Source organism: Azospirillum sp. UENF 111221, from assembly GCF_058780625.1.
Genome location: NZ_JBSNCH010000003.1, coordinates 650406 through 662600, shown reverse-complemented (window position 1 = coordinate 662600; position 12195 = coordinate 650406). Strand labels below are relative to the sequence as shown.

Sequence of the window (12195 nt, the reverse complement as noted above, 5' to 3'; positions counted from 1 at the left end):
CTAAAGAATGTCCGGTGGGTTCGGTCACTTGGCCACGCGGCCGGCCGGGGTGGCATCCGGAGTAAGGGCCGGAGCGGCTGTCACCGGGGCCGGCTTGTCGAACAGGCGCCGCGGCAAGGCTGCAAGCATCGCCGGGTCGGGAAGGAAGACGCGCCAGGGCAGTCCGGTCGCACGGCGGTAGAGCGTCGCCGCGGTAGCGAACACCAGCGTGTAGGCGACGGTGGAAACGATGGCCGCCGCCAGGATTCCGCCGCCGCGCAGGAACAGCAGCAGCCCGGCCAGCGTGACCACCATTCCCAGCAGATTGGCCAGGGTGGCGGTGAAGGGCCGGTTCTCCGCATAGAGCCCGTTCAGCAGGATCGACGCGGCGGCATAGAGGATGGCGCCCGGCAGCAGCAGCCGCAGCGGCAGCGCGCTGTCGGCGAAGGACGGGCCATAGACCAGCCCGATGGCGATGTCGGCGAAGACGAAGAGCCCGCCGCCCAGGAGACCGCCGATGGCGAAGGTCGCCTGAAGGCTGTTCAGCACCAACTCGCGCCCCGACTGTCCCCGCCGGGTGGCGGCAGGCATGACGACGGTGGCGAGCGCGCCGGACAGGCTGACGATCAGCCAGGACAGGCTGGTCGCCAGCGCATAGAGCCCGACCTGCGTCGCCGACAGGAAGGCCGGGATGATCAGCAGGTCCAGCCGTTGCGTGATGACGCCGCCCACCACGTCGCCGTGGGTGCGCAGGGCATACCAGACGGTCTGCCGGCCGAGCGCCGGGTCGGGGCGGCCGATGCCGTGGCGGCGGACCAGCAGCCCGGTCGCCACCACCAGCACCAGCGTGCTCATCGCCGCCTGGACGATGACGGCGGCCTCCACCGTGAATTGGCCGGTGGCCCACAGCGCGGCATAGACGATGGCAACGCCGGCCGGTTGAAGGAAATTCAGTGCGTTGAAGCTGCGGAAATCCTGATCGCCGAGGATCAGGCCCAGCATCAGTTCGGACAGCAGGGCCATGGCGATCATCGGCAGGTAGAGCCGCGCCAGCGCCAGCGTTTCCGCCGGCTGTGCCGCCAGCAGCGTCGGCAGCAGCAGATAGCCGACGCCGATCGCCACCGCCGCAACCGGCAGCAGGATCAGGGTCCAGGTGCTAAGCAGGCGGCCGCCGGCGGCATGGTCACGCGACAGCGCATAGGTGACCGCCTTGCCGCAGCCCATGCCGAACAGCCAGCCCAGCAGTTGCACGGTGGTCAGCACCGCGGTCAGCGCTCCCCGGCCGTCCGGACCGATGGTGCGGGCGACCAGGATCCCGGTCAGCAGCCCCAGCGCCATCGTCGTGGCGGTGACGAGCACCGTCGCCACGCCATGCCGGGCGAAGCTGTTCTGCTTTGCCGCCGCCTTCCGTCCGGTCAAATCCTTCAGCATCGCGCCGTCACCCCCGTTGATGGCCCTGAATCCCGCGCACTGCGTAACCTGTCGTTCTGGAACTCCTGTTTTGATTGCAGCCCCACTCCCGATTTGAAGCGGCTTTCACTTGCCTACTTTTGCCGGCGAAAAATAGTTCGCATCACCAACATTGTTCGACAAATTCAAAAGTTATCGGGAAGAGGAACAATCGTAAAATGCGGCCGTTATTTGATCCGACGCGCATTTTTGTTGTGCGTTGCAAACAGGACGGTAGTGGGGTGTTGGTCCAGGGTCAACGCCGCTTTCGGAACTGTTCTTCCCACACACCAGGGGAGTATTTTTCTTTGAACATCCGTTGGCGAGGACTGTCTGACCTAGCGTATCTTTCGGGCAGCGGTTATCGGCGACGCCCATTTTCCGGCATCGGGATTAGCCCGTTGCTGGGCCGGTCGCACACGGGAGGGGAGGGGGAGGCGCCGTTGCGCCCCGCCGCATGGCGTCGTCGGATCGCCGCCTGACGCCATTGATGGGCGTCTTCAGTCGGCCGCGGCCATCCGTGCGGCGGTGGAGCCGCGCACGATGCAGGTGCCGCCGAGAATGAGGCGGCGGCTGGGACGGTCCGGCGCCTCCAGCCGTTCGAACAGAAGGGCCATTGCGGACTGGCCAATGTCCTGCACCGGCTGTTCGATGACGGTCAGGCCGGGACCGACCAGCTCCGTCCAGGGTTCATTGTCGAAGCCGGCGACCGCCAGACCGTCGGGAATCGGCAGATGGAGCCGGCGGGCTGCCTTGACCACGCCCATCAGGAACAGGCTGTTGCTGACAATGAAGGCCTCCGGCCGCTCGCGCTCCGACATCCACGCCACCACCGCCTCTTCCGCCGCATCGGCATGGGGGGCGAGAAAGCGGGCCGCCGGGGCGAGGCCGCGGGCGGTCATGGCGGCGCGGTAGCCCTCATGGCGCTCCTGGCCGGTGGTGCTGGTGTTGCCGAACAGCCCGGCGATGCGGCGATAGCCCTGGCCATGCAGATGCTCCACCAGCATCGCCGCGGCACGCGGGTTGTCGAGGACCACGGCATCGTGACGGCCGGTCGGCGCATTGCGGTCGATCAGCACGACGGGGAAATCGAGATCCAGCCCGTCCAGCCGGTCGAGCGTCGCCCGGGTGGGGGCGAAGATCAGGCCGGTGATCCGCTCCTCCTGCATCAGGCGCAGGTACAACTCCTCCCGTTCGGGATTCTCATCGCTGTTGCACAGGATAACGCGCATCCCGGCGCGGTAGGCCGCATCCTCCACCGCGCGGCTGACGGCGGTGAAGAAGGGGTTGCGGATGTCGGACACCACCAGCCCGATGGTCTGCGAATGCTGCGAGCGCAGCCGCCGCGCCGACAGGTTGGGGCGGTAGCCGGTGGCGCGCACCGCATCTTCCACCCGCCTGCGCAGGGCGTCGCTGACCGGACCGTTGCTCAGCACGCGTGACACGGTGGCGACCGACACGCCGGCGGCCAGGGCCACGTCCTTGATGCCGACGGTTTTTCCCGAGACGCTCATGTCCAGACCGATCGTGTGGAAGGGTGCCCGATTGGGGAGGCGACCTTAGCCGCATGGGCCGAAGATGACCAGGGCGGGGTATTTTCTGAAAACGTTTCCAGTAGCCTCGGCAAACCATCCTTCATTTTTGTCCGACTGACAAGCCATTCATCCAGGAAAACCCATATGTTGCAACGCAACAAGCGTTGACAACCGAACTGTAATCGTTTTCACTTGGTTCAACAGCACAAACAAAAGCCCGCGGAGGAGACGGTCGCCATGCTCACCGACACGCACCCCTTGAGCCTTCCCCCCGATCTGATCCGCCTCGGCGCCGCTCCGGCGGGCAAGGAGGCGGCGATCCGCGAGGCGGCGCAGCTGCTGATCGCCGCGGGCTGCATCGACCCCGCCTATGCCGACAGCATGATCCGGCGCGAAACGGTGGCGAACACCTTCCTCGGACATGGCGTCGCCATCCCACACGGCATGGTGGACGACCGCAATCTGGTCCGCCGCAACGGCATCGCGATTCTGCAGGTGCCGGACGGCGTGGTGTGGAACGACGGGCAGACCGCCCGTCTCGTCGTCGCCATCGCCGCCCAGTCGGACGCCCACATCGCCATCCTGCGCCGCCTGACCCGCCTGATGCAGGACGAGGCGCGGCTGACCGCCCTGTTCACCACCGGCAACCCCGCCGATCTCGTCGCCGCGCTGTCCGACGAGACCGCATCGCCGGCCCCCTCCACCGCCGATGCCGGCGACCTTGCCGAGAGCTTCGAGTGGGTGGTCGATTATCCGACCGGCCTGCATGCCCGCCCCGCTGCCGCCTGGGTCGAGAGCGCCCGGGCCGCGTCCGGCCGGGTCCGCGTCCGCCATGGCGGGGAGAGCGCCGACGGCAAGACGCTGGTGGCGCTGCTGCAGCTGGGCCTGCGTCCGGGCGACCGCATCACCGTGTCCACTGACGGGCCCGACGCCCGCGCGGTGCTGAACCGGCTGCGCGCCACCATCACCGGCCTCAGCGCACGGGAAAAGGCGGACGCCGCCGCCGCGGCGCGCAAGGCGAAGGCCGTGGTGCAAGGCTGGACCCCGCCGGCCGCCGGCGGCACGAATGGCGGCCGCGAGATGCCCGTGGTTGTCGGCATCGGCGCCAGCCCGGGCCTGACCATCGGCCCGGTCCACGTGATGCCGAAGGCCGACCTGACCGTTCCCGACCGTCCGGCCCCGCTGCTGGAGGGCGGCAACCGCCTGCATGAGGCGCTGAACCTGACGCGCCAGCAGCTGAAGGCGCTGGCCGACGACACCGCCCGCCGGCTTGGACCGGCCGAGGCCGGCATCTTCGCTGCCCAGGCGGAGCTTCTGAACGACACCGACGTCATCACGCTGGCCTGCCAGTTGATGGTCGAAGGGCACGGTCCCGGCTGGTCGTGGAACGAGGCGGTGGAGCGCAGTGCCGCCAAGCTCGCCGCCAACCCGAACCCGGTGCTGGCCGGCCGCGCTGCCGACCTGCGCGATGTTGGCCGCCGGGTGCTGACCCGCATCGATCCGGACCTCCGGGGCGGCTCCATCCGCGACCTGCCGGACACCCCCTGCATCCTGGTCGCCGACGACCTGTCGCCATCCGACACCGCAGCCCTCGACATGGGCCGCGTCATCGGTCTGGCGACGGCGCAGGGCGGCCCGACCTCCCACACCGCCATCCTGGCGCGCACGCTGGGCCTGCCGGCGATGGTCGCAGGCGGTGCGGCACTGACCGGGCTCGCCAACGGCACCACCGCCATCCTCGACGGCCAGTCCGGCCGCCTCTATCTGGACCCCTCCGACACCGACATCGCCGCCGCCCATGGCTGGATCGACGAGCAGCGTGTCAAAAAGGCCCAGCAGGAGGAGCGGCGCAGCCTGCCTGCCCGCACCCGCGACGGCCACACGGTGGAGATCGGCGCCAACGTCAACCGTCCCGATCAGGTGGCGATGGCCCTGTCGCAGGGCGGCGAGGGCGTCGGCCTGATGCGCACCGAGTTCCTGTTCCTCGAGCGCGGCGATGCGCCCAGCGAAGAGGAGCAGTATGAGACCTACCGCGCCATGCTGGAGGCGCTGGACGGCCGCCCGCTGATCGTGCGCGCGCTCGACATCGGCGGCGACAAGCAGGTGCCGCATCTGCAATTGCCGCATGAGGAGAATCCCTTCCTCGGCGTGCGCGGCGCCCGCCTGCTGCTGCGCCATCCCGAACTGCTGGAGCCGCAGCTGCGCGCGCTCTACCGCGCCGCCAAGGGAGCGAAGCCGGGCGCCCTGCTGATCATGTTCCCGATGATCACCACGCTGCGCGAGATCGAGACGCTGCGCGCCGTCTGCGACCGCATACGGGCCGAACTGGACGCCCCGGCGGTGCCGCTGGGCATCATGGTCGAGGTGCCGGCCGCCGCCATCCAGGCCGACGTGCTGGCCCGCCATGTCGATTTCTTCTCCATCGGCACCAACGACCTGACGCAATACGCGCTGGCCATCGACCGCCAGCACCCCGAACTGGCGGCGGAGGCCGACAGCTTGCACCCGTCGGTGCTGCGCCTGATCCGCCTGACGGTGGAAGGGGCGGAGAAGCACGGCCGTTGGGTCGGCGTCTGCGGCGGCATCGCCGGCGATCCGTTCGGTGCCGCCTTGTTGGCCGGGCTGGGTGTGCGCGAGCTGTCGATGACCCCGCGCGACATCCCCGGCGTCAAGGACAAGCTGCGCGACAGCGACCTCGCCGGCCTGCGGGCGCTGGCCCAGCGGGCGCTGGATTGCGAATCGTCAGATGAGGTGCGGGCGCTGGAAGGGGAAGCGTCATGACGAAATCCGGCTTGAAGTCAGTCGTCACCGTCACGCTGAATCCGGCCATCGACCAGACCATCATGGTCGAGGCGCTGAAGCCCGGCAGTGTCCATCGCGCCAAGGCGGTTCGCCACAATGCCGGCGGCAAGGGCGTGAACGTCGCCAGCTGCCTCGCCGATTGGGGTACGCCGGTGGCCGCGACGGGCCTGCTCGGCACCGGCAATGCCGCGCCTTTCGAGGCGCTGTTCCAGGCCAAGGGCATCGCCGACGCTTTCCTGCGGTTGCCGGGAGAGACGCGCGTCAACATCAAGATCGCCGACCTCGCGGCCAACGATACGACCGACATCAACCTGCCGGGCCTGAGTGCCGATGCGGCCGCCGTCGACCGCGTCCGCGAGACCGTGCTGGGGCTGGTGGAGCCGGGCACGCCGGTGCTTCTTGCCGGCAGCCTGCCGGAAGGCTTGCCCGCCAAAACCTACGCCGCCCTAACCGCCGATCTGGCGGCAGCCGGCGCCCGCGTCGTGCTGGACAGCAGCGGGGCGCCGTTGGCGGCGGCGCTGGCTTCCACCGGTGCGCTGCCCCACTGCATCAAACCAAACCGGCACGAGCTGGAGGATTGGGCCGGCCGGCCGCTGCCGACGAACGCCGACCTGCTCGATGCGGCCCGCGATCTGCATCGCCGCGGCGTGTCGGTGGTGGTGGTGTCGCTGGGGGCGGACGGTGCGCTGTTCGTCGGTAGCGATGGGGATGGCGCCCGCGCCCTGCACGGCCGGCTGCCGCCGGTCCAGGCGCTCAGCACCGTCGGCGCAGGCGACGCGATGGTCGCCGGACTGATCGCGGCCTTCCAGCAGGATGGTGGACTGGAGGATGTCGCCCGGCTCTCGGTGGCCTTCGCCGCCGCCAAGCTCGGCTGTTTCGGCCCCAACCTGCCCGATCCGTCGACGGTGCGGTCGCTGGCCGCCCAGGTGTCCCTGACCCCGATCGATTGAGATTTCCGGCACCATCGGACTGAAATCAACGCAGTGACAGGCGCGGGCTCGAACCCGCCAGGAGGAAACAATGGCGACCCTGTTGGCCGTGATCGCAGCGGGCGATCTTACCACCCAGGCCGTTCTGGCGGCCGAGGCCCTGCGCAAGGCGGCGGCAAAGGCCGGCCACCGCATCCAGGTGGAGACTTCGCACCAGCCTCGGCATCCAGTCTCCGCTCGACGCCGCCGCACTGTCCGCGGCTGACGGGCTGATGCTGGTCGGCAGCGGCGACTTCGACGACGGACGCTTCGCCGCGCTGAAGCGCAGCACCGCCTCGCTCGACGAGGTGCTGGGCAATCCCGCCGCCGTGCTGGAAAAGGCGTTGTCCACATCCTCCGCGTCTGCAAATGCGGCAGCCGGTCCACGCCGGATCGTCGCCATCACCTCCTGCCCGACGGGCATCGCCCACACCTTCATGGCGGCCGAGGGCATCCAGCAGGCGGCGACCGCGCTCGGCCACAAGGTCCGGGTGGAAACCCAGGGCTCCGTCGGTGCGCGCGACACCCTGACCGACGACGAGATCCGCGAGGCGGACGTCGTTCTGATCGCCGCCGACACCCAGATCGACCTGTCTCGCTTTGCCGGCAAGCGCGTGTTCCTCAGCGGCACCAAGCCCGCCATCAACGACGGCAAGGCCCTGGTCAACCGTGCCCTTGCCGAGGCCAAGACCCATGGCGCCGCTGGCGGCGCGGTCCCGCTGGCCGATGCCGTCGCCGCCGGCAAGGCCGAGCGCTCGGCCCAGCGCACCGGCCCCTACAAGCACCTGATGACCGGCGTGTCCTTCATGCTGCCCTTCGTGGTGACGGGCGGCTTGCTGATCGCGCTGGCCTTCGCGCTGGGCGGCATCTACGTCTACGAGGAATCCAACGCCGGCACGCTGGGCTATGCCCTGTTCCAGATCGGCGCCAAGGGTGCCTTCGCCCTGATGGTGCCGGCGCTGGCCGGCTACATCGCCTACTCCATCGCCGACCGTCCCGGCATCGCCCCCGGCATGGTCGGCGGCATGCTGGCCGGCAGCATCGGTGCCGGCTTTCTGGGCGGCATCGTCGCCGGATTCATCGCCGGCTACGGCACCGCCTTCCTCAACCGTCACATCAAGCTGCACCGCAATTTGGAAGGGCTGAAGCCGGTCCTGATCCTGCCGCTGCTGGGCTCGCTGCTGACCGGCCTGCTGATGATCTATGTCGTCGGCACCCCGGTCGCCGAGGCACTGGCCTGGATGAGCGCCTGGCTGAAAGGCATGCAGGGCAGCAGCGCCATCCTGCTCGGCCTGCTGATCGGGGCGATGATGGCCTTCGACATGGGCGGTCCAGTCAACAAGGCGGCCTACGCCTTCTCCACCGGCCTGATCGCCTCCCAGGTCTACACCCCGATGGCCGCCGCCATGGCCGCCGGCATGGTGCCGCCGCTGGGTCTGGCGCTCGCCACCAAGCTGTTCGCCGACCGCTTCACCGCAGAGGAGCGCGAGGCCGGCAACGCCGCCGCGGTCCTGGGCATCGCCTTCATCACAGAGGGCGCCATTCCCTTCGCCGCCCGCGATCCGCTGCGCGTCATCCCGGCGCTGATGATCGGCGGCGCGCTGACCGGTGCGATGTCGATGGCCGTTGGTGCCGAGCTGAAGGTGCCGCATGGCGGCGTCTTCGTCCTGCCGATCCCCAATGCAGTGACGCATCTGCTCGGCTATGTGGTGGCTCTGGTGGTCGGCACGGTGGTGACTGCCGTCGCCCTGCGCATCCTGAAGAAGCCGGTCGCCGCCGCCGCAGCGCCGAAGCCGGTGGTCCAGCAGGCCGGCGCGCACGCCTGATCCCTATTCCTTTCCTCTCGGGCGTCCTCCCGAAACTGGCCCCTCTCCGCTTCCGTGGGGAGGGGCTTTCTTTTTCTCTCCACCCGAAGAATCCGCGCCAGCTTTTGCGGCTCCGCCCGTGGGATCGGTCATGACATCGCCCGGAGTGACCGATCCATGCTCGACGAAAAGCCTGATGTGATGCTGGGCAACATGCTTCTGCATGTAAACCTGTTGGCCCTTGGCACGCTGATGACCAAGATGATGGCGGAGATGTTCCGCAAGGACGAGAATCCGGCCGGCAAGGCGGATGAATGGCTGCGCCTGTTCGAGGCGACCGCCGCGCAGATGACCTTCGCCAACGAGACGCCGGAATGGAGCGACCTGACGGCGCAGGAATTCCGCGACGTGCTGATGCAGCACATCCACCGCGCCCGCGCCATGGCGCTGGGGGAGGAGTGCAACCCGCGCGCTTATCTGCGCCATCACGGCTGAGCGGACCCGTTATCGTCACCGGTACTCCTGCCGCCGCGCCAGCCCGTCCTTCAGGTGCCGGATCGCCGCATGCACTTTCGCCGGAACATGCCGCTTCTGCGGATAGACCGCCCACACCGCCGTATTGGGCGGCCGGTGGCGGTCCAGCAGGGAAACCAGCCGTCCCTCGGCCACCGGGCCGCGCACATAATAATCCGGCAGCTGACAGAGCCCAAACCCGCGCAAAGCCGCGTCCAGCACCGAGAAGCCGCTGTTGCAGCGCCAGCGGCCCCGCGGCCGGAACAGCCAGTCCTGGCCGTTGTCGTCGAACAGCCAGTGGTCGGAGGTGCCGACCAAACACTGGTGGGAGCCGAGGCTGGTCAGGTTGTCCGGGCTGCCGTGGCGTTCCAGATAGGACGGGGCGGCGCACAGATGCATCACGCGCGGGGCGATGCGCGTCGCCACGAGGCTCGATTCGCTGAGGCGGCCAAGCCGGATCGCCAGATCGTAGCCTTCCTGCACCAGATCGAGCTGCCGGTTGGTCAGTTCCACCTCGATGCTCAGCTGCGGGTGGCGCTCCATGAGGTCGTTGATCAGCGGCATGACGAACTGCTCGCCATAGGCGGTGGCGCAGGTCATGCGCAGCACCCCCTTCACATCGCTGTCGCTGCCGCCCTGCAAGGCGCCCACCGCCAGGAAGGCGTCGTCGCGCTGCTCCGCCAGCCGCCGGCAGCGGGCGAGGAAGGCGCGCCCGCTCTCGGTCAGGCTGACCTTGCGGGTGGTGCGGTAGAACAGCCGGGCCTGGAGCCGGTCCTCCAGCCGCGCCACGCTGCGGCTGACATGGGAGGAGGAGACGCGCAGCCGCTCCGCTGCCCGGGAGAAGCTGCCGGTTTCGGCCACCGCCATGAATTCGTCGATGCCGTCCCAGCCGCTCATGGACATTCTCCCAGGGCCATCGGGCCATTATCCCCATACGGCAAAAATCTATTCCCGAAATCGCCGTTCTGGCAATGACCGGTCGCGGTCTACACTGCGGAAATCAAATGCCAATCCTCATTGGCAAACCCGCTTTCGGGGCAAACCCGTTCTCGGGACCAATCCGACTTGGGGAAGGAAACCCACATGGTTCTGTCGCGCGCCGCCGTCGCCTGGGAAGCCAACCGTCCGCTGGAGATCGAAGAGGTCGAGGTCGCGGCCCCCAAGGCCGGCGAGGTGATGGTTCGCATCGTCGCCACCGGTGTCTGCCACACCGATGCCTACACCCTGTCCGGCAAGGATTCCGAAGGCGTCTTCCCCTGCATCCTCGGCCATGAGGGCGGCGGCGTGGTGGTGGAGGTCGGCCCGGGCGTCACGTCGGTGGCGGTGGGCGACCACGTCATCCCGCTCTACACGCCGGAATGCGGCAAGTGCAAATTCTGCCTGTCCGGCAAGACCAACCTGTGCCAGGCGATCCGCGCCACCCAAGGCAAGGGCCTGATGCCCGATGGCACCAGCCGTTTCTCACTGAAGGGCAAGGAGATCGCCCACTATATGGGCACCTCGACCTTCTCCGAATACACGGTCCTGCCGGAGATCGCGCTCGCCAAGATCAACAAGGCGGCGCCGCTTGAGAAGGTCTGCCTGCTGGGCTGCGGCGTCACCACCGGCATGGGTGCGGTGATGAACACCGCGAAGGTGGAGCCGGGCTCGACCGTCGCCATCTTTGGGCTGGGCGGCATCGGCCTGTCGGCCATCATCGGCGCCACCATGGCGAAGGCCAGCCGCATCATCGGCATCGACGTCAACCCGTCGAAGTTCGAGATCGCCAAGCAGCTCGGCGCCACCGACGTCGTCAACCCGATGGACTTCGACCGCCCGATCCAGGAAGTCCTGGTCGAGATGACCGACGGCGGCGTCGATTACAGCTTCGAGTGCATCGGCAACGTCAAGGTGATGCGGGCCGCCCTGGAATGCTGCCACAAGGGATGGGGCGAGTCGGTCATCATCGGCGTCGCCGGCGCTGGCGAGGAGATCGCCACCCGTCCGTTCCAGCTGGTCACCGGCCGCGTCTGGCGCGGCTCCGCCTTCGGTGGCGTCAAGGGCCGGTCGGAGCTACCGGAGTATGTGGAGCGTTATCTGCGCGGCGAATTCGAGCTGGACACCTTCATCACCCACACCATGGGCCTGGAGGACATCAACCATGCCTTCGACCTGATGCATGAGGGCAAGAGCATCCGCTCGGTCATCCTGTACAACCAGTGAGGTGACGCTGGCTCTTTCCCTCGCTCCCTCTATCTGGACCGGGGGAGGGAGCCTTCCGGCCATCGTTTTTCAAAAGGCGCTTCCATGACCGATCCCCTGACCACCCTGTCGGAAACCCGCGTCTTCGGCGGCCGGTTGAAGCGGGTGCGGCACCAGTCCGCGGCGGTGGATTGCGAGATGACCTTCGCGATCTTTCTGCCGCCGCAAGTGGAATCCGGCGCCACGGTGCCGGTCTTCTACTGGCTGTCGGGACTGACCTGCACCGACGAGAACTTCACCCAGAAGGCCGGTGCCTTCCGCGTCGCGGCGGAGCTTGGTCTCGCCATCGTCGCTCCCGACACCAGCCCGCGCGGCGAGGGGGTGCCCGGCGACCCCGACAATTCCTGGGATTTCGGGCTCGGCGCCGGGTTCTATGTCGATGCGACCGAACAGCCCTGGGCGCGCCATTACCGGATGCACGACTATGTGACGCGGGAATTGCCGGCGCTGGTCGAGGCAAATTATCCGGTCACCGACAAGCGGTCGGTCGCAGGCCATTCGATGGGCGGGCATGGCGCGCTGGTCTGCGCGCTGAAACATCCGGGCTTCTACAAGGCGGTGTCGGCCTTCGCCCCCATCGTCAACCCGGCCGCGGTGCCCTGGGGCGAGAAGGCCTTTGGCCGTTATCTCGGCCCCGACCGCGACCGCTGGCTGGAGTGGGACGCCTGTGCGCTGATCGAGACTGCCGCCGAGCGGCTGCCGATCCTGATCGACCAGGGTGACCGCGACGGCTTTCTAGAGGCGCAGCTGAAGCCGGAGACGCTGGTCGCCGCGGCGGAGGCGGTCGGTCACTTGGTGACGCTGCGGATGCAGCCGGGCTACGACCACAGCTACTTCTTCATCAGCACCTTCATCGAGGACCATCTGCGCCACCATGCGGCGGCGCTGCTGGCATGAGATGCC

At 68.3% G+C, this 12195-nt stretch carries 10 protein-coding genes; 7 read left to right on the top strand and 3 right to left on the bottom strand.

What is annotated here, in order from left to right:
* Window positions 1-24 precede the first annotated feature (24 nt).
* A complete protein-coding gene (locus ACWPN3_RS11150; protein WP_492261377.1) occupies window positions 25-1410 on the bottom strand; it encodes an oligosaccharide flippase family protein in 1386 nt (461 codons plus the stop codon).
* A 518-nt stretch (window positions 1411-1928) separates the two neighbouring features.
* Window positions 1929-2942: a LacI family DNA-binding transcriptional regulator gene (locus ACWPN3_RS11145; RefSeq protein ID WP_492242828.1), complete on the bottom strand. Its 1014-nt coding sequence runs from the start codon at window positions 2940-2942 to the stop codon at window positions 1929-1931.
* A 258-nt stretch (window positions 2943-3200) separates the two neighbouring features.
* Between ACWPN3_RS11145 and ptsP the strand changes: the two genes are divergently transcribed.
* The 5 genes from ptsP to ACWPN3_RS11120 all read left to right on the top strand — a co-directional run bounded on the left by ptsP (window position 3201) and on the right by ACWPN3_RS11120 (window position 9033).
* Window positions 3201-5744, top strand: a complete 2544-nt coding sequence (gene ptsP / locus ACWPN3_RS11140) for a phosphoenolpyruvate--protein phosphotransferase (protein ID WP_492242827.1) — start codon at window positions 3201-3203, stop codon at window positions 5742-5744.
* Entirely contained in the window at window positions 5741-6715 is a 975-nt protein-coding gene (gene pfkB / locus ACWPN3_RS11135; protein ID WP_492242826.1) for a 1-phosphofructokinase, read from the top strand. Before ptsP ends, pfkB begins: the two co-directional genes overlap by 4 nt.
* 70 nt (window positions 6716-6785) lie before the next feature.
* A complete protein-coding gene (locus ACWPN3_RS11130) occupies window positions 6786-6959 on the top strand; it encodes a hypothetical protein (RefSeq protein WP_492261376.1) in 174 nt (57 codons plus the stop codon).
* Between the two features lie 7 nt (window positions 6960-6966).
* Window positions 6967-8559: a PTS fructose transporter subunit IIC gene (locus ACWPN3_RS11125; protein WP_492261375.1), complete on the top strand. Its 1593-nt coding sequence runs from the start codon at window positions 6967-6969 to the stop codon at window positions 8557-8559.
* A gap of 156 nt (window positions 8560-8715) precedes the next feature.
* Complete coding sequence (locus ACWPN3_RS11120; protein WP_492242824.1) at window positions 8716-9033, top strand: hypothetical protein; 318 nt, start codon at window positions 8716-8718, stop codon at window positions 9031-9033.
* A 15-nt stretch (window positions 9034-9048) separates the two neighbouring features.
* Here ACWPN3_RS11120 and ACWPN3_RS11115 read toward each other — a convergent pair whose 3' ends face one another.
* Window positions 9049-9948 carry a LysR substrate-binding domain-containing protein gene (locus tag ACWPN3_RS11115; protein WP_492242823.1) on the bottom strand — a complete coding sequence of 300 codons (900 nt, stop codon included), beginning with the start codon at window positions 9946-9948 and terminating at the stop codon, window positions 9049-9051.
* Window positions 9949-10134: 186 nt separating this feature from the next.
* On the opposite strand from ACWPN3_RS11115, the gene ACWPN3_RS11110 reads away from it, so the two are divergent.
* Complete coding sequence (locus ACWPN3_RS11110) at window positions 10135-11253, top strand: S-(hydroxymethyl)glutathione dehydrogenase/class III alcohol dehydrogenase (RefSeq protein WP_098738560.1); 1119 nt, start codon at window positions 10135-10137, stop codon at window positions 11251-11253.
* Between the two features lie 84 nt (window positions 11254-11337).
* Window positions 11338-12189, top strand: coding sequence for an S-formylglutathione hydrolase (gene fghA / locus ACWPN3_RS11105; RefSeq protein WP_492242821.1), 852 nt, complete (start codon window positions 11338-11340; stop codon window positions 12187-12189).
* The last annotated feature ends 6 nt before the right edge of the window (window positions 12190-12195 follow it).